The organism is Providencia sp. UF-224 (genome assembly GCF_058245955.1).
The window spans coordinates 1-19,965 of the sequence record NZ_JBSICC010000042.1; the positions used below are offsets into that span (position 1 = coordinate 1).

The window sequence follows — 19,965 nt, forward strand, 5'->3', positions numbered from 1 at the left end:
GCGAACGGGCACCAATTTAGGTAATTGACCTAAAAATTTTGGCGCGTAATGTCGATGGATTTTGCTCGGAGAACAAGAGCTTAATCCAAATGATGTAACACTAGACATTACTCTCTACACTTACACCATGCGGAAAGAGTTGAATTTTTTTACACATAATTCTATACTCCCCGTTAGGCAGTCAACAAACTTCCTAACAGAATTGTCTTATAATGCCTCTGAAATCTTTTATCCGCCAAGATATGGAAGATTTCAGAGGTTTTCTTTTTGGATAAGAGTTTGACTCTTATTACTTCATTATCATTTCTATTTCATCGATAAATAAGTTATCTCCTGTTCCGCCGGCTACCATCAAAATATTCAGTGACTAAAGCACCAATCGCTTCGTCAAGCTGATTTTGTAATTGCTTAGGTACTCGGTTAAACTCATAACTAAACCCACGATCTTTTATCCTTTTTCTCGCATAGGTATTTTTATCCTCAAATAGCCATAGAGGAGTTGTAATGACTGACTCACGGGAATCCTTGGCCGCAAGATGTTCTGTTATATTTTTTAAAATATTTAAAACAGCTTTTTTAACATCTTCGGGAGGAATTTGGCTTTTCTCACGTAGAACTATCATCTGTTTATTAACATGATCAATAATATATTCTCGAGACAGCCTTTTAGCCGTAATGAGCTGTTCTATTGTTAGTAATAACTTATAATCTGCATATGTGAGCTCCGCCTGAATAGGAAATAAGGCTACTAAATCATCAGGAGCTGATGCAGCTTGTATTGCTCGTGTTACTTTTGCCGCGGACATTTTTTCATACAACGCAATTTCTTTTTGTGACATACCATTATCACGCAGTTGTAATAATCGTAAGCCAACTTCCCTTAAATTATGTTCCTTTGCCGTTTGAATGTCCGCCGCTAGCTGTCTCGCATCTTCATTACTAATTTCTGATTCCGTGACCAGAACACTCAAACCTACATGACTTAATAGTGCTGCTGCTCGTCTTCTTGACCCATCAAGGATTTCAATCTTGTCATCAATACGATAACCAATAGCAGGAAAAAACTGTTGTAGCTTTATTGTTCTCGTTATATCAAGGAGTGATTCAGGGGTTAGTGCGCTCTGATCTCGCCCATTAACTGAAAACCGTACGAACGTTTTTTCTCCAAGCTCTTCAGCAGATACATGCTCTAAATAGAAAACAGCCGATTTCCCTGATTTTAGGATGAATCGCTGGGAGTGTTCTTGGTTTGTTGATAACTGCGTCAATGACGCCGCACTTAACGTTCTCCCAATTGTTTTTCTTTTAGTTTGCATAATAACCTCTATTCACTCGAATAAATTCAACACGATCAAAAACGGCTTTAGCAAAATCTTCAGCGGCATTTTTTGCATTTTTTAATGCTTCTATACTGCCAATATAGGTTGCAGGGTTAGCAGAAATAACGGTATCAAAAGACTCCCCACAACGCTCAAAACCATCTAAGCGAGGTAATGCAACATCTAGCATATCTCCCCCAAAGATTTCTTTCGCTAAACTGTGACACAATTTGTGATCTGTTTTATTCACTAATTTCGACATAAATCCAATATTACTCACCAAATTAACGCTTACCCCAGTCGATTCAATAAGATCTATTAATTCTGGTAAACGCGTTAAATATTTTAATGTCGAATGAAAATCCACTTGAGCCGGAGGAACTGGCGTCATAAGAATATCTGCCGCGGCAATCGCATTGGATAAAAAGGCATCAAGATGAGGGCCACTATCAATAAAAATAAAATCATAATCTTTCTTAATTTTATTAATGATATTATTCCGTAATACAGTATAAAAATTATGCTCTGGAAGATACTCGGCACATAACAGCTCCCACTGAGATGCAATAAAAGCATCATCTATCGACGCAGGCATCACATCGACACCTTGGACCACCGACGGCAGAATAAACTCATTAAGTAACTCTTCCCGAGTGACATTCTGTAACATTGCTTGTGCGGCCGTCGTTTCAACAACACCGATAGACTGCATATGATCTAGAAACATCGTCGCAGATGATTGAGGATCCAAATCCACAACCAAAATACGTAGATCCTCAGCAATTAAATGCGGGTGTGTTCTTAATGCATGGGCTAAAGATACTGTTGAAACTGTCTTAGAAACGCCCCCTTTTAAGTTACCAATAAAAAAAGTAAAGGCCTCATCATAACGATCTCGGTATTTCGGTACACCTCGATGATGATAAATATCTACAATGTTCTGAATTGTCATTGCATATTTTAATGAGGATCCAGCCTGCCGCTTTTCAAATTGATATCCCAAACTTTCCATCTCATTGACAGCATAATCGACACTTGCACGAGTGAGCTTCGGCAGCTTTGCCACCGCCGCTTTTGAGTACACCTGATAATACGACGTCTCATTTAGCTCTTCTTTTTGGGACTGAACTTGGGTGGTTAAAGACTCAAGCAATCGAATAGAACGACTCGCTATTTTATTAAACTGATTATTTTTTTTCACCATCCCTCATCCTTCCCTTATGTAGCATTAAGAGCTAAAGCTAATAATCCTACATAAAGATACAGTTGTAAACATTCTTTATTAAATAATTTCCTCCGCCTCCCGGAAATAGGTTAAATAATTGATATCTAGATCTATTTTTATTTTGAAAATAAGAATTTCACTGTGAAATCACCATTTAAAATTCATAATCAAAATAGTTGTATATATAAAAAAATAGAATCAAACAAGATTTTAAAAACTCAATTTTTGCGTTTAGAGTCTTGAATATAAAAAAAACGTGTCAAAAATAGAAAAAAACAGATAAATATCATTCAATGATCATTGAAATTTACAAAATAAGGATTTAAACCCTCGTTTAATATCTTAAAAAAAACCATATATCCCTTCTTTATTTGATGATAATAAAACCGACTATCATGTTAAAAACCGTTTATTCCACCACAAAAAATACAAATTTTGATATCACATTCAAACAGTGAACTGTCAACCATAGACTTTTTATACTCAATCGCACGCTAAGTTGTCAGGATAAAACTATCGTTATGCGATAAAGCACTGGCCCTATAAATACCTATGTAGGCATGAGATCAACTAAGCATGTAATATAAAATTAAATAGATATAGAAGAATGCAATACCACATTTCTATTAACGGAGATAGGGAGGCGAGCTTTGTCTATACTTAATACCTACAAATCAGATATGAAAAGTCTCTTATTACGCTATTTATTAATACAATTTCACGATGAAATCACCATATTGTATTCTCATCACCTTATATCGTAACCTGATGTTATTTCAATAAAGATAAATAAAATGGGGGGCCAAATATTTTTTATTTCGCCTTTAGACTGATATGACCCCTATTTTCATTTAAACGAAATATCAAAATGCATCATTGCATCCAAGGTGAATATTTTAGTATACACATCGGTAGAACTGGATTTTTTATGTCCGAGATAAGATTGGATGAGCTTTAAGGGAACGCCATTAAAAATTAAATGCATGGCAAAACTGTGACGAAATGTCTTACACGTAATCGGCTCAACGAGATAATCAATCCCATTAGTATTCGCTAGCTCAACGGCAGAACGTAGCCAATTACGCACCGTATTATCACTTTGGATCGGCCAAATTTGACTGTGATTTTTATAACGCATAGTCACAAAATAACTTTTCATCAACTGTACATAGTGTGGGTCAAAAAGGGCAACGACTCGCTTTGGCCCAGATTTCTGCTTAGTTTGCCCAACCTCTTTTTGCTTATCTCTTTGCTTTAATGTTCTAAGCACCACAAAAGGGGTGGCCTCATCCAAATGAAAATCCCCCTTAGTTAAAGCCAGTGCTTCATGAATACGCGCCCCCGTGTTCCACAACGTTTCAATCAACGTCCGTTGATGGAAATCTGGCATGAATGTGAGTAGTTCATTCACTTCAGGGGCCAATAAATATTTAGGGCAATCTAATTCTGCCGCTATAGCCAAATTTCGTAATTGCCGTGCGCGCTCTAAATGACCATTTTGTAAAAGGGCTTGAGATTGTCGCTGTAAAATTGATTTACCACTTTCAGGATTGACAGGAAAAAAAGCAGACATAATACACCACCTTAATAATCACTATATTAATAGTTACCCTTTAATATTATATTGCTAAAACTAAACGTGACACGGTAACAAAAAATCGCGTACTCGCGCATGACGATCATCGGATCATTTCACCTTTTAAAGCTGATTTTTACCCCTGCTGAATTTAGGTATTATTACGTTTTTTCCCTTAAACCGCAATAAGTTACACAACACGGATAATATTCACCAATCAAGTAAACAAGATATAGAGAAGATCTTCATCACGATCATACTAAATAAGGGAAAATAAGCGAAACATGTCATTTGCGGAGAATGACGGTAAAGCGCAATTATAAAAACAAAAAGAATTGATTAAAAAATAGGCTGCGTAGAATTAATTTAGAGCGTTTTTTTTACCATAGGTAATGCATTTAAATGGATAAGATAGAAAGCAGCTCAAAAACCGTTGAGTGTCGATTTTACCCCTACCCCCCGATTTAACTACAAAAAATCACTGACTTATCAATGCGCTTTAGTTCATCGCTATAACGACTATTTATTTATGATTAATCTTCAAATCTTTTCCTTATCAGCGCAGAATCAAAAGACTGAGTATTGTTATTCTATTTACCTACTAAAATAGTCTTTATGAGAGCAGCCAAGAGGAATCTAATCACATTAAATTAATAATAAATGTCCCATTTTCTTAGGCTATCAATATTAAATAATTCAGTTCATTACATCACCATGTGATAAATATAATAAGATAAGAATATTCTGTAATTATTGATATCTTCTATGTTATTTTAATTTGATAAATATGAGTTACTATCTCAATTCCTTCCCCTATTATTCATTTATTGATATTAAGAATATCTTTATATTATTTCCTCACAAAGAGGAAAGTGTAACTAGATGTAATTTGCTATTTCAATATTAATATTAATTTAATTAAACCCCTCTCAATCAGAGCTTAAATAATGTAATTATAATGTAAAAAATATATCCTTCCAAAAACAATTTTAAAATAATAATTATTATATATCAAAGTGTTGTATTATTTTCACCACCCCGCAAGATCGACTTTAACGATCAATATCGATATTGCGATAGGTAACACCTATCATAAAGTATCTATCGATCGATATAAACGTTTTTACTCCGTTACATTGTAATTATATATTTATCACCATCCTGCTTATATCAAACATTTGAACTTAATAATCTAAGAGGGTTAAAAACGTGAAAGATTACCATTCTGACCTTATTAAACTGGATGTTTTTAATAAGAAAATAGGATGTTTTATTAAAAACAAAAGAAAGCAAATGGATATAACGGGTAAAGATTTAGGGATGATGCTAAATGTCAGTCAACAGCAAATTTCTCGGTATGAAAATGGTATTACAAAGATTACTGTCACCTTGCTTAATGACATATTAATCATATTAGAAACATCTTGGGATGAATTTTTATCATACAATGGATTAAGTGATAAATATTAACCCTTCTTATCATATAGCGCGATTAAATCATTATTTTTGATATTCAATTATATTCAAATGGAGAACGATTCAATGAAAAAACTATTATTACCAGCCATCATCGGTGCCGCATTATTTGGGGGATATGCTTCCGCAAATACGGGTGAAGTTCAATTTATTGGCGCTGTGACGTCAGAAACGTGTGACATTGATACTGAAATCGGAGGATTAGTTAAGTCTACGATTGATTTAGGCAAAATGACAACGGCAGATACGCACGGTGACTATGTTGACTTTGAGTTAGTCCCGCGTACAGATGAGTGCTTGAAAAAAACCAGTGGCCAAGTGGGCTGGCAGAGTGCTGGATTCACTAACACCGGCTTGGCAAATATGAAAGGAACCGCTAACGGTGTCTCTATCCAATTGACCGCCGTTAATTCAACAACCCCTAATCAAGACGTGACTTATAACAGCCAAAGTGTTGATTTTGGTAACGGTACGGATGCCATTGGCAATATGAAGTTTAAAGCTAGAATGGCGGCAACCGCAGGGCAAACCCTAAAAGAGGGTACTGTTATTTCAAGTGCCACCTATGCAGTAGCCTATAAATAATATCTATTCTTTAGTGCTTGGTCTTTATTCCCAATATTTGTTCATTCACTTTTTTATTCTAATAATATAACCAAATGAATATCAATCGGAATTATTTTCAATAGCCCATAAGCACACCAGGATTAATTCGGATATAAAAACCGAATATTTAAAGGGTCTTTGACCCTTATTTTTAATGACCAATAGGGATGGATAATATCAATGCGTTTAAAACCAATTAATGCCTTTATGTTATCCCTGCTAGCCACGCCATTTTATGTCTACGCCGATTTAAATATGGACTTCTTGCATGGAGGCGTTCAACCCCAAGCTGAAAGTGTTTTTGATGATAATGTAAAATACCCTGCCGGGCATTATATTGTTGAGGTGATTTTCAATCGCCGCTCAATGAATAAAAAAGAGCTTATTATCTCACCTGAAGATAAAGAAACATTATGTCTCAATAAAGATTGGATAACAGGATTAGCCTTACCAATTAATTTAAATCTATTTGAGGCTTATTTTAATCCTGAGAAAAACTGCTATGACATTAGCCGTTATCCTGGGACCCAAGTAACTTTTGATAATGCTAAGCAAACCTTATCCTTGAGTATTCCTCAAATTGCGTTAGATGAGACAAAAAATCAACAAAATTGGGATTACGGTATTACTGGCGTTAAAGTTAACTACTCTGGGTATATTTCTAAGACAAGTTCGTCAAAAACACAAATGTACGGCGATTTTGACTTATATTCTAATGTCGGTCGCTGGGTTGCTTTTGTTCGCAGCAGTTATCTAAAAGATTCCGGCACAGAAACATCCGAAGCCACAATATCAACAGCAATAAAACCAATACAAGGAAGTTTTATTGCCGGTAAAACATTAACCGCTTTATCAATATTACCCAATTTTGTTTTTTATGGAATGTCTGTACGCTCCGAGCGGGATATGCGCCCCTGGGAAATGCGTGGCTATGCCCCAGTGATTTCTGGCGTCGTAAATTCCAATGCCAAAATTACGATATCTCAAAATGGCTATATTTTAAGCTCTCAAGTGGTGCCTGCAGGCGCTTACCAATTAAAAGATATTGCCCCCGTCAGTAACGGAAATATCACCGTCACCGTGGAAGAAAATGATGGAATGAAAACCGTTCGTTACTATCCCGTCGCAACGCTTTCATCTTTATTGCGGGCAAATGAAATTAATTACAATGTCGCTATTGGTGAAAGGGAAATTGCTGGGAAAAGAGAAAATCGCCTGTTTTTTTTGGGCGCATTTGACTACGGGTTAACCCATTTTACGTTCCATACTGCCGGTATCTTGCATAACAACTATAAAAGTGCCGCTTTAGGAGCAAGTAAAGATTTAGGCCAATTTGGGGCAATCTCGTTTAACGTCAATACGGCTGTGAGTACGTTTCAAAAGCAAACGCCAACGATGCCAGAAGCTCGCCAATCCGGCATCAGCTATATGCTTCAATACGCAAATTCATTAACTGACAACACAAACCTGCAATTGTTAGCTTACCGATATACTGGCAAAGATTACGTTGATTTTAATGATTTTAACCCGAATGCCTTATACCACCGAAGCAATCGTAAAGAACGCTATGAAACTATCCTATCGCAAAATTTTGATGGAAGCTTTTTGAGCGTATCGGGCTGGGTCCAAACCTATCGCAATGCTATCAGCAACGAGGTGGGCGCCAACATTACTTATAATACCGCGATCCAAGGTATCGATTTATCGTTTTCGGCAGATTATCAAAAATTAAATGATTATAATCGCGATAATTATGTTTTTTCTGTCGGTGTAAATATTCCCTTTAGTGTCTTTGATAAAAATCACTTTTGGACAAATTCCGTCAACTACGACCGACGAAACAAAGCCAGTTTTAACTCCGGTATTTCTGGCAGTATTAACGAAAAAGTTAACTACAGTATAAATACCAATAAAGATCGGGATAACTGGTCAAATTCCGCTTATTTTGGTGTTGACCAGCGCCTGATAAATACCGGTTTTGCTGTTTCTCAAAATACGCACCAAACAACTGGATCAGTTAATGCATCGGGAAGCTTATTGGCAACCCAAGAAACGGGATTGTTATTCAGTAATGTGAGGCGAGATACCGTCGCAATTGCAAAAATTAAAGACATTCAAAATGTCACATTTAATGATTCCCCACCTACTGATGGAAAGGGAAATACAGTTATTGGGATCTCCCCCTATATTGAGAATAATTTAAAAATTAATACCGAAGAAGTGCCCAATAATATTGAATTACTGGACTCCGTTCAACAATTTGTCCCGACAGATAAAGCCATTATTTATCGTGAATTTAAATATTCAACAATTCATCGCTATATTTTGCGACTGAAAAAGAAAAATGGTGATTTTATTTCTGCTGGAAGTTCGGTGAGAACAGAAAGTAATGAATACGTGGGATTCGTGTCAAACAATGGTGTTCTATTATTAAATTTATTAAATAAGCCTAAGACAATCTTTGTCTTATCCCCAAAAGGGGAGCAGTGCACCTTGAATTTAGAAAAAATTGAATCAAATGATAATAAAATCACGGAGATTGAATGCAATGAGTAAACTGGTATCCATTTTTATTTTAATGATATCGTCATTAACCTGCTTTAATGCATACTCTGCATTTACACTTAATGGCACCCGTTTTATTTATGATGAAGGCCGAAAGAATATCGCTATTGAAGTCAAAAATAACAGCGATAAAACATATGGGGGTCAAGTTTGGGTTGATAACCTTAAGGGTAATGACGTGTTTTTTGTCCCAGCCCCAAATTTATTTAAAATCGGGGGCGAAGAAAAGCAATTAATCCGTTTATTGTATGTGAATGATATTTTACCCAAAGACCGAGAATCCTTATTTTGGCTAAATGTTCAGGAAATTCCCCCCGTTGCCTCTGCTGATGAAGGTAATGTCCTTGCTGTTGCTTTGAATACGCAAGTAAAACTGATTTATCGCCCGAAAGTGCTCGCCGAGCATCGTGAAGATGCAGAAAAAAAACTCACCGTTTCAGGCTCTGTGCTGAAAAACCCAACACCTTATTATTTTGCACTAACTCAGGTCTCAGTCAATAACAGTCCTTTAGTATTATCGAAAGAGATTGAACAATCCATCAGCTTATTTCCGCCTTTCAGTGAGGTCAATTTACAGCGCCCTTTATCGGGAAAAGTGAGCGTTGAAGCGATTGATGATTATGGTGCCCGACGTATTATTGAGCTGCAGTGAGGACGTTGAAATGGCAAAGCACGCCTTTTATTTAATGACATTATGGAGTCTGCTAGTTTCTTTTGAAACATCCGCTGCCAGATGTACGGGCTTAAGTTTAACCTATACATTTCCAGCATCAATCGATATCACAAATATGAGCATAGGACAAAAGCTTTACGGTATTGGTACCCCTGGATTCCAAGGAAGTTTCAGTGGAACTTGCAAACGAGAAAAAGGAGGTGGAACCCCAGCAACGGGAAGCACAGTAAATGAGTATATTTATCTAGCTGACAAATTTGGAAATCCTCCATCTAGTGGGTGTGCTGTAAATAAGACTCGTCAAACACGAATATCTCCCGACGGTTACTTGCGATTTGAATCTGAAGGCAATTGCTTTAATTCAATGTGGAGATTGTTATGGAGCGCTAGCAACATGGGAGCAACATCTGGTCAATATCCTTTTCAAGGCGCTTCAGGAGGTAATGATGGTCGAGATGCGGGTTCTATCTATTTAGTAAAGAAAATTCCACCTGGTAAAACAATTGTAAATCCATCCTTTTTCTTTACTAAGAATTTTTATTCCCAAGTAGGGGAATACACCACAGGATATGCATTACAAAAGGAAACCGTTGCCTTTAGTGCTCCTACATCAATGATATTGATAAATAATGCTTCCTGCGCGGTTTCTGTTAATGATGTGGCTTTTGGTGACCAGACAGCAACTACAGTAAAATCAAACTCAGTAGAAAGCAAAACTATTAATATTGCCTTTACTTGTAACGCTGTTCTGCCTTCGTACACACTAAGCCTTTCAGGTCGAGATGGTGCCAATAATGCCACTAATGGCGTTATTAATGTAAAGAATAACAGTTCTATTGGCTACCAATTCACTTGGGGAAATAGCACCGTTAAGCCAGTAAATAGTGCTGTTGTGGTTGATGGCCTTGCCATCACCCCTAACACAAAGCCTACCACCAATAACTTTACGATCCCAATTACCGTTAAACCAGTAGCATTGTCAGCACAACCTATTCCTGGCCTCGCGAATACTGCATTAACGATTAATGTGAAATTAAATTAAAAAATGGAGCTACTTATGATAAAAAAATCATTATTCATCCTTGCAGGCTTTTCATTCCCCTTTTATGCTGGCGCCACCAGTTTTGCATCCAATGTGACTGGTGGAACTGTGACCTCAAATTTAAGCATGACGGTCAAAGCTTCTTGTAGTGCAACAGTCGGCGATGTAGCTTTTGGTGACCAAGCCGCAGGCAATATCAAAAAAGGATCGGTCGCCGACAAAATTATGTCACTGGCGATTGCCTGTGACACAACGATGGCTAATTACACACTGACATTTACGGCGGCAGATGGCGTAAAAGATCTGGCAAATGGCATTATTAATACCAAGCTCAATTCAACTGTGGGTTATCAACTAAAATGGGGCGACTCGACAGTGAAACCTGTAGATACGGCAATAACCGTGAACGGCACTGCGATCACACCAACTAATAAACCCACCGCAGCAAGTTTTACGATCCCAATTAAAGTTAAACCCGTTGCGCTCGGTGAAGTTGTGTCTCCAGGAGCAGCTAATACTGCGTTAAACATTAAACTGACATTCAATTAATTGGGGACGCTATGTTCAAATCTATTTTGCTTATCAGCCTGCTAATAGTTAGCACAACGGGATGTTATGGCTCTGAGCTAAAACCGGCATCAATCGTTGGCGGTGCTGTTCAATCGCAATTTAGTATGAATGTCAAAATTGCCACGTGTTTACCAGCCACTGTAGACAATGTGGCTTTTGGCCCTGTAGATACGGCCACTATTGTGTCGGGTGAAGTTGAAGGACACTCAACCCTCTCATTGGATTGCTCGGGTACTATTAAGCCCCAACGGATTTCAATACGCTTTGAACCTGCTAATCCCCATTTAACCATGGGAACATCTGGTTATATTGGCTCAAAAAATCCTACTCTAGGCTATCTAGTGTCTTGGAAAGATGAACAAATAGGTTCAATTAGCGAAGGTGTCCCCATGGGAAAAGATCTATTTTTAAAAAATCCAGAGGCATCACTGATGAAAATTAAATTGCAAATAAAACCAGTTGTGCTTCCGTTGGGGGGACAGTCCATTGACTTAGGCAATGGAAACACCCATATCACTATCAAAATAAAATATATATGATGCGAGCCTTTGTATGAACAAAAAAATATACGCGTATTTTATGGTCTCTTGCTTAAATTTTTATACATCACTCTCGCTGTCAGATGAAAATCTCCCTGAGACTGTATTGGCCATTTCTCTAGATGTTGTTACGATCACTTGCAATATTAATGATGGAAAGGGATTTAATAAAATAGTGGACTTTGAAGTTATTAATGAAAATGACTTACTGTCAGGAAAGCAACCTGCGGTAAAAACACAATTTATTATAGATTGTCAGAAAAGCGGATTTAAACCTAATAATATCGATATCAAGGTAACTCCTGGTAGCCAAGGCGCATTACATAATGGTATTGGAGGGGAGCTTAAAACCAATTTATCGGGTGTCGGAATTTATTTATCTTGGTTAGATGCTACTCCAATTGACTTATCTGGCGTAAATAAACGTTTTAATACCAATCAAAATAATCAATTTGATATTAGCTTTTGGGCTAAGCCTTATGCACAAGGACAAACAGTTGAAAAAGGTTTAATGAAAAGCAGCGTGATTATCAATGCATTATATAAATAATCAACCCTAAATTAATCATTAATATTTATCCAGAATTTTTTAGGTGTCAGTAGCTGATTTTAAATCATTTTAAAATTTAAGGAAGAATAAACCAGCACATTGAAATCGAAATGATAATCAGCTGTAAGTTTAGTTTTTAATTTCAGAATAATTCTTTTATAAATAATTTATTCATTCATGAAGTTATTTACTATAAACCGCCCGTCCACCCGAAGTTAAATATACCAATAATGATATTATAAATAACACATTAATATTGCTTTAGTATTTATCTAATCATTATATTTCCTATGAGTACTTCTACAACACCAATAACATCCATTAGCCTTTGGATAGCTATACTCTCTTGCCTTTTTTATTGCAAATAAAGAGTCTGAAAAATTACCTAAAAAAATTCTATTTGATTTCTTAGGTAAGTATTGGCAATCACGCCTATGCACTAGGTAACAGGCATAATTATCAATTAAAGTATCAATATAATAATCCATAAATTTCCTTTAAAATATTTATGAAATAAAATTAAAATATAATATGAATAATATAAGTATAGTCTCCTAGGGTAAACGAGTTTAAACCGATCGATAAAATCAAATAGATAGCCAAAAACTATCAAATAGTATAATTCGATCGTTATATCCGATCGATTGAATTTAAAAAATATGTAAGATATTGATTTTAAATACATAAAATAAAGGGTCAGTTTAAATCATTTTATTTTATTATCATTATTTATTCTAATCAATGTGATTAATAACACAAATAGAAATATTAACATTGATTTAATTACATTTGGTTACAAAGTACTTCGTAAAGCTAAAAATAAATATACCTCTATAAAAAATGATTGAAATTAATAATATCCCTAATAAAAAATTCATAATATTCCATAACTATTATGGCTCTTAAACATGAAAAAAATTAAATATAATTTATTCATCGCACCTTAAGTTACTCAACATGAAACATAGAGTACATTCATCGCCTACTCGATTTGAGTTAAGGGCTAAGAGAGAATATGTAATATTGCCTCTTAAATGTGCCACTGAAAAGCCGATAGCGAGTATTAGACGCTATAAATATTACATTACTCACTCCATTGAACTAGTAATTAGCGTATTAAGAATAAAAATGAACGAAAGAAAATCAAACCTGACTTATTACAGGAAAATTATCTCTAATCTGAAAGTAAAACTGTGAGACCAGCCTGGTTATTTTTATTCAATTGAAACGTGGAAAATAAGAAATTATATCATTATATCTTAGTAAATTTTTTAGCCCGTTATTGAATAAACTTGAGGATATCAATGATCTTATTATTGGTCACAAGATTCTGTGGTTCATAGTCTTTATCATGCCCTACAGAGTAATACGGCAGTGCCAATGACCATAAAACTAGCAGCCAGATTAGGGTCAGGTATTACCTGATGCAATGATTATAGGCTTTGAACCGCTTATTGCAAGTATCGAGCTGCCTGATATCGACGATAGACATGTTGTCGCCACTGCCATTTGCAGTAATGCTGAGATAATAGTTACATTCAACTTGAAAGATTTTCCACAGCAATATCTAGATAATTTCTTCATTAATGCGATACACCCAGATAACTTTATTACTGATTTATTCGATTTAAATCAAGCACTGGTACTGTCAGCTGTAAATAAGCAGCGCCATATTATGAGAAAACCGCAGAAATCGGTTGGTGAATATCTTAATGCCTTACTCCGTCAGGGTTTACCACAAACAGTAAAAGAACTGGGTAAATTCTGTTCTCTTATTTAGTCCGCTTGCTGGCTCATTCGACTACAGGGTAAGTATTAGCTTATTAGGGGTTGTGTGCCCATTTAATGGAAAAGTGGCTTAAAATAGGTTAGATGAGGTTTTATCTATATTAGACTATTTTTGAAGAAATAGAGATGTTAACTTGTGAATAGCCTGATCGTAGCCGAAGAAAAAGGCTGGTTGAGATGATTGACAGGAAAAAACATGAAAGAACGATTGATATCGCTACCGAGGATTTACCGCCGAAGTAAAAATCGCAATCAATGGCTTAAGATCAAGATAAACACCGGCAATATTTGCATTAATCCAGTCCTGTTGTGAAATAGCTGGCCACTTTATGTCATAGCCTAAAACAAAAAGCATTTCTTCAAAAAAGAAACGTAATGTCCGTCCATTACCTTCTCTGAATGGGTGAAGTAAATTAAGCTCACAAAATAAATGAGCTAAATCCTTAATTAAATCAACAACATTTAAATGGTCTTCAAGCTTGGGGATCGTATCAAAAAGCTTTTTAGCTTCAGGTTCAATTCTTGAAAAAGTACAAAAACGGGTATTACCCTTTGAAATATCGATATCCCTAACCTTACCTGCCCACGCATAAAGGTCTTGAAAGAGATAAAAATGCAAAAACTTTAAATGAGAAAAATCGAATTGAGTCAATGTTGATAAATTGCTTTGATATGACAGGTATCGCTCCATCGTAAAAGCGACCTCTGCCTCCTCAAGTAAATTTATGTCTTGTATATTCAGTAAATTAATAAGAACATCTGTACCAGAGTAGCAATACGCATCTTCACCAACACCGTACTTATCGCGCATATTTACGCTTTAGCTCCTGAATTGAAAGTTTTTTTTCTTTATTTTTCAATAACAACCCCTCATACGAAAGACTAACCTTATAGTTTTCTAGAGACGTGACGAATCTTGCTTTATTCACCGATACATTAGGTCGCATAACGACTCCTTATCTCTTTAAAGTGGCATATTGACTCATGTAAGATTCAGTATAACATAAAATAGAACGTAATTTTAATTATGATTACTTACTGTAAAAAAGTTGTCCTTACTCGCCCTAATATTTACCTATTGACAATGAATATTGAAAATTAAAACCAGCGAAATAATTTTCATTATTTATTAATCATTAAATATGCATTTTAATTTCATATATTTAATTATGGAATAATTTATTTTGGCTGTTTTTTACGTAAAGTCAAGATGCACTGGAATTATTTTTAAATTACCTGTTAAAAACAAACAAACTTTTTAAATAATTGAACTATTTTTAAATTTCACCCCATCTCATAGTAAGATTACTTTTATCATAATAACATTATTTACTTTGAGGATAATTTCTATTTATTACTTAAGAAGTGAGCGCTCGATTTGATAGCTTAGTGTGATATTTAGAAAGTTAATACTCTATTACTAGTTTTCTAAATATTTTTCATATTTCAGCTAAAAATAAGCGTGATAACTATATTAATACATATTATTTAACTTATGCTAAATAACCACTGACTTGATAGACACATTTACGTTAGAAAAAATAGCTAAAACTAAAAGAAGGGTATGTATTTAATCTAGTGAATAATCTGTAAGATAAGTGGAGGTTGTATGTGGGTCTTCTTTCCGGCTTAGGCCTTCGCTACTAGTAACTCGCCGTAGCCCCCACCTGATTTAACATCATCTTTTGCGCTTGGGCGATAATAAACACCTGAGTATAGCCTCTTCAACCAGCCGCTTTGCGTATCCTTTTGGGCCAAGGAGTAACTCACTCCGTTCTTAGTCAGCCATTGCTGTAAAACAAGTGAGCCAGGAGATGTAAGAGTAATCAGCCAGTTTATTTTAGATGACATTTTTACACCTTAGGTATGAATATGATGTAAATAGCAAACCTATAGTTTATATTCTTATTTTGATAATGTATTCAGATCTGAAACTAACAAAGATTCTCTGAACTCAAATAGTTCTTGTTGCGCTATTTTCAATCTTTCTTGAATATCTAGTTCGTTCGCTTCGAGATTTTTTGCACTTCTTACATTCTTGCAAGCAATATCATGCCAAGAATCAGTTAATAAGCATTCCGTATATTTAGCAACTAAATCATCATGATTATTGACATACCATTCAACGGAGGTCTTATCATTACAGCCCGATGTTGTGATAACAGATATAATGATGCTAACTAATAAAAAATATTTGGTCATTATACTTATCCTTACCGATTTTTGAGTCCGATACGGATGCATTTAACAGCTCGACTCATGCTTTTTTCTTTTGTCGTAACAGTAAATTAAGATTTTCAAAGTCTGACTAATATTTAAATAACTTCTGCTAAAGCGACTTCTGGGACAAAAACATTACCTTCGAATAACTTTCGGGCAGTTCGGAGCACAGCTGCTTGAGTATTTTCGATTTGATTTCCATCCTTTAACAATGAAACTGTAATTTTCCCACTTGGATGCTCAATAGTTACAATACTAGTCAATGCATATTCTGGTTGGCTGCTAATGATTTTTTGTGCAACGGAACCTTTAATTATTGTTGCGGTTGAGATACCAATAGAACCTGTAATAGCTAGTGACTTGTGGCAATTGTGAGGCATAAAATAGCGAACTTTTATCGTACCTCCTTCCGCAGGTTTACTAAGAAGGACTGGCTTTGGAATAACTTTGCCAGTTACATCGCCAAATCCCATTGCCGCTCCAGCCTTAAGACGGATTTTTTCAAGTCGTTGCATAAACACCAAGTCAGAATCTAGTTCAGATGGAGATTCACCACCCATTTTACCCATTTGATGTGCATCGATTAAAATCATTGGCATTGCCATATCAATACATGTAACTTCAACGCCATCAAATACATCAATTGTATTACCAGTAGGAAGCAATTTACCCGTTTTACAACCTGCGGAATTTAGAAACGTCAAACCAATCGGAGCAGCTGAACCTGGTACACCATCAATTTGCGTGTCTCCTTCATAAGTTACCTTGAAATCAGGGGTCTGTACTTCGGCATTAACTAATGTTCCAGTATTGAGATTCCGAATACGTACAGTTGTTACTGGATTTTTGGGAGCAACTAATCCCTTTTCAATCGCAAACGGGCCAACTGCACACAGCATGTTTCCACAATTTGGGGTTGTATCAACTCTCCGCTCTTTCACCATGACCTGAGCAAAAAGGTAATCGATATCAGCATCAGGGCTATCCGAAGCACTCACAATAGCCACTTTACTAGTTTGCGGACTCCCCCCTCCGATACCATCAATTTCAAGCTCATGACCTGCTCCCATCAAATCCAGCAGAACAATATCTCGCTCTTGGATATTATCAGGCAAATCACTCGCAAGAATGACTGGCCCCTTAGAAGTACCACCACGCATCAGAATGCAAGGAATGTTGAACATAGTTTTTCTCTTACCACATGTTAAATGATGCGCTAAGCGTCCCATATACGAATAAATAACTCTAATGCCAAAAAACGAAAGATTAATGCGTTTTACACATTAATAGGCCTTCGGTTACTATGATTTAAATTCTGGTATAAATGTGAGGTTTGAGAAATGCAGCATGAATTACAGGGTATTCAATCTTTCGTAAAAGTTGCAGAAATGGGATGTTTTACAAAAGCATCTCAGTTTTTACACATCTCTCAGCCCGCATTGACGAGACGAATAAAAAAGCTTGAGGATAGTTTGGGTACAGCACTATTTGAACGCTCAACAAGGCGAGTAAAATTGACTGCAGTAGGAAGAGACTTTCTACCTAAAGCAAAGGATCTCATCGATTTTTATGAAAGTTCGATACTGAGTATTAAAGAAATGGCTACGCATCAAACAGGTGTAGTTACCCTATCCTGTTTACCCACCGCCGCCTTCTATTTCTTACCCTCTGTTATTCGTGATTACAGTGAACATTACCCAAATATACGTATCCGTATACTTGAACATAGTGCCAGTGACTGCCTCGAAGCTGTACTCAATGGGGATGCAGATTTTGGAATAAACATGATTAACATCACACATCCTAATATAGAGTTTACACCTCTGGTTAATGAACCTTTCGTTCTCGCCTGCAAACGAGACCATGAGCTAGCAAAAAAATCCCTTGTAATGTGGGAGGACCTTGCTGGGCTCAAACTTATTGGAGTCCGTAAATCGAGTGGTAACCGACTTCTGATTGATCAGGCTCTAGAAAGTTTTGACTGGAAACCAAACTGGTTTTACGAGGTAAGACATCTATCCACATCACTCGGGATGGTTGAAGCTGGATTGGGTGTTGCTGTTGTACCCAGCATAGCAATGCCTATAGATGAGCACCATATACTGGTTAGCCGGCCACTTATAGAACCTGTAATCAGGAGAACGCTTGGATTAGTATTAAGAAGAGGAAATACTCTGAGCCCTGCGTCCGAGAGATTCCGTGAAATGTTGATGAAACTTTGGTCTCAGGACAAAGCCAGCCCTTGGATTGGTAAATTCAGTCGCTAAGTTGCATTGAATCGCTGGTATTATCAGAAGGGATAGATCGTACCATTCATCAGAACCGGTTGCTAAAAATGGCGTGGGAAGGCCGAAATATGAGTTGCCGGGATTTAACCCGATTTTCATCAGCCCAGCGTCATGCGACGCTGGTATGCGTGCAAGAAGAAGCCAGAACCACACTGACAGAGGTGCTGAGGAGCTAATGAATCAGCTCTTACCTGATGCAATGGTACGGGTTTCAAAATACTTATTGGCGGTATCGAGCGCCCTGATATCGATGATAAACATGTTGTCGCAACAGCCATTTGCAGTAATTCTGAGACCATCGTTACCTTCAATTTGAAAGATTTTCACAACAATGTTTAGATAATTTCTTCATGAAGCTATACATCCAGATGATTTTATTACTGATTTATTTGATTTTAATCAGATCCTTGTACTATCAGCTGTAAAATGGAAAGGCACTGTTGCAAAGTTTGAGTGGGGGACTATGCTGAGTTAAATATTTAATGCCAGAGGTTCATTTAATGCTTTTAAAGATAGGCATTTCACCGGCATTATCATCCTGTGGGCGATGCGTTGGTTCTGTAAATACGGCATCAATTACCGTAAGCTACAGGAAATGCTGGCCGAGCGAGGAGTGAATGTTGATCACACAACAATCTATCGTTAGGTTCAGCGCTATGCACCACAAATGGACAAGAAACTCCGGTGGTATGGGCATAGTTCAACCGATGCTCGAACCTGGCAACTTGATGAAACTTACATAAAAACTAATGGAAAATGGGAATATCTATACCGTGCAGTTGATACTAAAGGGAATCCGCAGGATTTTTATCTCTTACCGAGTCGGAATAAGAAAGCGGCTTACCATTTTTTAAGTAAACTCTTCAACTGGATGAAAAAAGGCAGTGCACCCAAAGTAGTAGCATCTTATGGTCGCGCTATAATGTTACTTAAAAGAGAGGGGAAGTGCCCAACTGGCGTTGAACACTGGCAGATAAAATATCGCAATAATATCATTGAATGTGATCATGGAAAATTGAAGCGGATCATCAATCCCACATTAGGATTTAAATCCCTCAAAACCGCTCATGCCACAATTAAGGGAATTGAGGCGATGCGGGCATTGAAGAAAGACCAAGCTGACCATTTTTACTACGGCCATTCCTTAGGAGAAGTGCGTCCAGTGAACAGAGCTTTTGGTCTGTAATATAATGGTAAGCCAAAAACTCAAGACCATCATGTTATTTACAACAGTGCCACTTATAGTAATAGCATAGACTACTTTACCTATCTAAAACCGACTCAAGTTTTAGCGGCGGATGGAATTAATGTTAATGACGGGTTCAACTTTATCGGGCAAGCCATCATGACTTTCAAATTTGGTTTTTAATATTCTGCACAGCTAAATAAGGGTTTCCTTATAGTACAGGGGGTGTCCTTCGCCATAATGCTCCCTGGATAAACTCTGGGGGGTTAATGATAAACCATACAATCCCTCCTTAGCCGGCTCACATACCATGCGACAGCAGAATAAATTGACTGAATGATA

General features: G+C 36.5%; 17 protein-coding genes and 3 pseudogenes. 12 read left to right on the plus strand and 8 right to left on the minus strand.

Features of this window, described 5'->3' with window-relative positions; all coding sequences use genetic code 11:
- Positions 1-326: 326 nt before the first annotated feature.
- From AC4IFO_RS21150 to AC4IFO_RS21160, 3 genes are all read right to left on the minus strand, one after another.
- Positions 327-1,316: a ParB family protein gene (locus tag AC4IFO_RS21150; protein ID WP_490737376.1), complete on the minus strand. Its 990-nt coding sequence runs from the start codon at positions 1,314-1,316 to the stop codon at positions 327-329.
- A complete protein-coding gene (locus tag AC4IFO_RS21155; protein ID WP_490737378.1) occupies positions 1,306-2,523 on the minus strand; it encodes an AAA family ATPase in 1,218 nt (405 codons plus the stop codon). Before AC4IFO_RS21155 ends, AC4IFO_RS21150 begins: the two co-directional genes overlap by 11 nt.
- Before the next feature lie 868 nt (positions 2,524-3,391).
- Positions 3,392-4,117 (minus strand): tyrosine-type recombinase/integrase, encoded by a 726-nt coding sequence (locus AC4IFO_RS21160; RefSeq protein ID WP_490737380.1) that lies wholly within the window; start codon positions 4,115-4,117, stop codon positions 3,392-3,394.
- A 1,212-nt stretch (positions 4,118-5,329) separates the two neighbouring features.
- Here AC4IFO_RS21160 and AC4IFO_RS21165 point away from each other — a divergent pair.
- From AC4IFO_RS21165 to AC4IFO_RS21205, 9 genes are all read left to right on the plus strand, one after another.
- A complete protein-coding gene (locus tag AC4IFO_RS21165; RefSeq protein WP_371007888.1) occupies positions 5,330-5,590 on the plus strand; it encodes a helix-turn-helix domain-containing protein in 261 nt (86 codons plus the stop codon).
- 72 nt (positions 5,591-5,662) lie between these two features.
- On the plus strand, positions 5,663-6,181 hold the full coding sequence (locus AC4IFO_RS21170) for a fimbrial protein (protein ID WP_272682065.1): 519 nt from the start codon (positions 5,663-5,665) through the stop codon (positions 6,179-6,181).
- 201 nt (positions 6,182-6,382) lie between these two features.
- Complete coding sequence (gene pefC, locus AC4IFO_RS21175) at positions 6,383-8,758, plus strand: PefC/AfrB family outer membrane usher protein (protein WP_490737383.1); 2,376 nt, start codon at positions 6,383-6,385, stop codon at positions 8,756-8,758.
- Positions 8,751-9,419, plus strand: coding sequence for a fimbrial chaperone (locus AC4IFO_RS21180; protein WP_371007890.1), 669 nt, complete (start codon positions 8,751-8,753; stop codon positions 9,417-9,419). The genes pefC and AC4IFO_RS21180 overlap by 8 nt, the downstream gene beginning before the upstream one ends.
- 10 nt (positions 9,420-9,429) lie before the next feature.
- On the plus strand, positions 9,430-10,482 hold the full coding sequence (locus tag AC4IFO_RS21185; RefSeq protein WP_490737386.1) for a fimbrial protein: 1,053 nt from the start codon (positions 9,430-9,432) through the stop codon (positions 10,480-10,482).
- A 15-nt stretch (positions 10,483-10,497) separates the two neighbouring features.
- A complete protein-coding gene (locus AC4IFO_RS21190; protein ID WP_490737388.1) occupies positions 10,498-11,031 on the plus strand; it encodes a fimbrial protein in 534 nt (177 codons plus the stop codon).
- Positions 11,032-11,042: 11 nt separating this feature from the next.
- Positions 11,043-11,591, plus strand: a complete 549-nt coding sequence (locus AC4IFO_RS21195; protein WP_490737390.1) for a fimbrial protein — start codon at positions 11,043-11,045, stop codon at positions 11,589-11,591.
- A gap of 13 nt (positions 11,592-11,604) precedes the next feature.
- The gene (locus AC4IFO_RS21200; protein WP_371007897.1) at positions 11,605-12,141 is read left to right on the plus strand and encodes a fimbrial protein; all 537 of its coding nucleotides are present in this window, start codon (positions 11,605-11,607) and stop codon (positions 12,139-12,141) included.
- A gap of 1,429 nt (positions 12,142-13,570) precedes the next feature.
- Positions 13,571-13,921 (plus strand): VapC50 family PIN domain-containing toxin, encoded by a 351-nt coding sequence (locus AC4IFO_RS21205; protein WP_490737392.1) that lies wholly within the window; start codon positions 13,571-13,573, stop codon positions 13,919-13,921.
- Between the two features lie 225 nt (positions 13,922-14,146).
- On the opposite strand, the gene AC4IFO_RS21210 is transcribed toward AC4IFO_RS21205, so the two are convergent.
- The 4 genes and pseudogenes from AC4IFO_RS21210 to AC4IFO_RS21225 form a co-directional block, all read right to left on the minus strand.
- Positions 14,147-14,740, minus strand: a complete 594-nt coding sequence (locus AC4IFO_RS21210; protein WP_490737393.1) for a Fic/DOC family protein — start codon at positions 14,738-14,740, stop codon at positions 14,147-14,149.
- An 860-nt stretch (positions 14,741-15,600) separates the two neighbouring features.
- Positions 15,601-15,780: pseudogene (locus tag AC4IFO_RS21215) on the minus strand (AbiEi antitoxin N-terminal domain-containing protein); the annotation flags it as partial.
- 54 nt (positions 15,781-15,834) lie between these two features.
- Positions 15,835-16,131, minus strand: a complete 297-nt coding sequence (locus AC4IFO_RS21220; RefSeq protein WP_371007900.1) for an EexN family lipoprotein — start codon at positions 16,129-16,131, stop codon at positions 15,835-15,837.
- Between the two features lie 113 nt (positions 16,132-16,244).
- Positions 16,245-17,333 (minus strand): 4-oxalomesaconate tautomerase, encoded by a 1,089-nt coding sequence (locus AC4IFO_RS21225; RefSeq protein ID WP_490737395.1) that lies wholly within the window; start codon positions 17,331-17,333, stop codon positions 16,245-16,247.
- A 156-nt stretch (positions 17,334-17,489) separates the two neighbouring features.
- On the opposite strand from AC4IFO_RS21225, the gene AC4IFO_RS21230 reads away from it, so the two are divergent.
- Both AC4IFO_RS21230 and AC4IFO_RS21235 read left to right on the plus strand, forming a co-directional pair.
- Complete coding sequence (locus AC4IFO_RS21230; RefSeq protein ID WP_371007902.1) at positions 17,490-18,416, plus strand: LysR family transcriptional regulator; 927 nt, start codon at positions 17,490-17,492, stop codon at positions 18,414-18,416.
- Positions 18,404-18,598, plus strand: a pseudogene (locus AC4IFO_RS21235) (hypothetical protein); the annotation flags it as partial. The gene AC4IFO_RS21230 and the pseudogene AC4IFO_RS21235, both read left to right, overlap by 13 nt.
- Here AC4IFO_RS21235 and AC4IFO_RS21240 read toward each other — a convergent pair.
- Entirely contained in the window at positions 18,536-18,736 is a 201-nt protein-coding gene (locus tag AC4IFO_RS21240) for a hypothetical protein (RefSeq protein ID WP_371007903.1), read from the minus strand. The pseudogene AC4IFO_RS21235 and the gene AC4IFO_RS21240 sit on opposite strands and share 63 nt — an antisense overlap.
- Positions 18,737-18,984: 248 nt before the next feature.
- On the opposite strand from AC4IFO_RS21240, the pseudogene AC4IFO_RS21245 reads away from it, so the two are divergent.
- A pseudogene (locus tag AC4IFO_RS21245) lies at positions 18,985-19,623 on the plus strand (IS6 family transposase).
- Positions 19,624-19,965: the final 342 nt, after the last annotated feature.

Coding starts and splice junctions, on each gene's coding strand:
- AC4IFO_RS21150 (WP_490737376.1), bottom strand. CDS start 1,316: ATGCAAACTAAAAGAAAAACAATTGGGAGAACGTTAAGTGCGGCGTCA.
- AC4IFO_RS21155 (WP_490737378.1), bottom strand. CDS start 2,523: ATGGTGAAAAAAAATAATCAGTTTAATAAAATAGCGAGTCGTTCTATT.
- AC4IFO_RS21160 (WP_490737380.1), bottom strand. CDS start 4,117: ATGTCTGCTTTTTTTCCTGTCAATCCTGAAAGTGGTAAATCAATTTTA.
- AC4IFO_RS21170 (WP_272682065.1), top strand. CDS start 5,663: ATGAAAAAACTATTATTACCAGCCATCATCGGTGCCGCATTATTTGGG.
- pefC (WP_490737383.1), top strand. CDS start 6,383: ATGCGTTTAAAACCAATTAATGCCTTTATGTTATCCCTGCTAGCCACG.
- AC4IFO_RS21180 (WP_371007890.1), top strand. CDS start 8,751: ATGAGTAAACTGGTATCCATTTTTATTTTAATGATATCGTCATTAACC.
- AC4IFO_RS21185 (WP_490737386.1), top strand. CDS start 9,430: ATGGCAAAGCACGCCTTTTATTTAATGACATTATGGAGTCTGCTAGTT.
- AC4IFO_RS21190 (WP_490737388.1), top strand. CDS start 10,498: ATGATAAAAAAATCATTATTCATCCTTGCAGGCTTTTCATTCCCCTTT.
- AC4IFO_RS21195 (WP_490737390.1), top strand. CDS start 11,043: ATGTTCAAATCTATTTTGCTTATCAGCCTGCTAATAGTTAGCACAACG.
- AC4IFO_RS21200 (WP_371007897.1), top strand. CDS start 11,605: ATGAACAAAAAAATATACGCGTATTTTATGGTCTCTTGCTTAAATTTT.
- AC4IFO_RS21205 (WP_490737392.1), top strand. CDS start 13,571: ATGATTATAGGCTTTGAACCGCTTATTGCAAGTATCGAGCTGCCTGAT.
- AC4IFO_RS21210 (WP_490737393.1), bottom strand. CDS start 14,740: ATGCGCGATAAGTACGGTGTTGGTGAAGATGCGTATTGCTACTCTGGT.
- AC4IFO_RS21220 (WP_371007900.1), bottom strand. CDS start 16,131: ATGACCAAATATTTTTTATTAGTTAGCATCATTATATCTGTTATCACA.
- AC4IFO_RS21225 (WP_490737395.1), bottom strand. CDS start 17,333: ATGTTCAACATTCCTTGCATTCTGATGCGTGGTGGTACTTCTAAGGGG.
- AC4IFO_RS21230 (WP_371007902.1), top strand. CDS start 17,490: ATGCAGCATGAATTACAGGGTATTCAATCTTTCGTAAAAGTTGCAGAA.
- AC4IFO_RS21240 (WP_371007903.1), bottom strand. CDS start 18,736: ATGGTCTCAGAATTACTGCAAATGGCTGTTGCGACAACATGTTTATCA.